1 protein-coding gene is annotated in these 1,281 nt (G+C 50.2%); it reads right to left on the reverse strand.

Annotation, left to right across the window (positions count from 1 at the left end):
* Positions 1–1,081 (reverse strand): hypothetical protein (locus J5224_RS28370; protein ID WP_264628445.1); only part of this gene is annotated, 1,081 nt, incomplete at its 3' end.
* Positions 1,082–1,281 lie beyond the last annotated feature (200 nt).

Here is a 1,281-nt window from a genome sequence, read left to right on the forward strand (position 1 = left end):
GTAAAATCGTACGTTGCTGCTGACTTATGACCAATACGTGGACATCGGACTGAATATTTGCGAGCAACTGAGGTGCCGTGACGGGGGGCCGTTTCTGATGTTCGACAAGGTCAACCAACTGCTGGCGCCATAAAAAGCCGCTATCGCTCAGGTTTAACCATTCGTGAATTAATACTTCAACGTTAATCTGGTAGCGGGCAGAAAGTTGTTCAGTGACATTCAGTAAATATTGATATTGATTAAATTCACTCCCTCGGCGGCTCATTAGGTAGTGTAGCGTCAGTTCCCATAAGGCATTTCTGGTATTACTCATATTAAGCGGATTTAACGCGTGGCTTATGGCTATTCCGATGGTTTGACTCTCGCGAATAATAGCCTGTACGGTCTCTGTGGCAGGCGAATTGATGGTGGTGGTTAATGTGAATAATGCGGAATCATCAAAATTGGCCACCCAGCGCTTTACTACGGAAAGTGAGCGCCCCGCACTGAAAATGAGCAGTGGTAGCCGTTTCCCATGGTCGCGCTGCCATTGATGAATGTGGCTGTTCCATTGAGTTTGATTGGCACTTTGCAGCGTTGTGGTGATGTTTTCGATGTCAGCCAACTGCGTCAAAGAGAGGCCATTTATCAACGACGGTGAGAGTGGCGACTGAAAGTAAGAAGGCGATGGTTCATCACCTTGAACGGCATTTCCCGGGAGCCTGGACGGATCGAGTTCTTTCAGAAGGCTGCTCATGGGGATGCCAGACAGGGAAAAGTCACCGGTATTGATAACGCTATTTCTCAGTGCTTCCAATTGGTCGGTATAAGAGATATTGCGCCAGGCTGCCATCTGCTGGATTAAATAACAGAGGTAGCTTTTTGGGTTAAACGCGCCGCCGCTTTCCACAATGAGAAACGCAAAAGTGAATTTCCATAAACTCGTCACTGTTGCGCGCTCGGTGGCCCCGGCACGCTGGGTGGCAAACAGAGGATGTTTCACCATCAGGAGTCGTAATAAAGGGGATGCAAGCGGTTCCAGCACGTCGGCCAGCGCTAATAAGGTTGCATCAGAATACGTTTCGGACCAATGGCGGCGCACATACTCCAGTTGGCCGCACCAGCGCAATAAGGCGGCAAACGGCTGCGAAAGTGGTGGCCAATACAGCCTGAGCTGATGTTCCTGGCCTGAACAGAGCGCCATAACCAGTTCGTTAATATGGCGTAATGGGACTGCGCTGATTAGCCGGTTTGCCTCATCAGGGTCTGTCTGGGGAGCCGTGGTGGCGGGTAAGCGTGTTT

Source organism: Candidatus Symbiopectobacterium sp. NZEC135 (genome assembly GCF_025962695.1).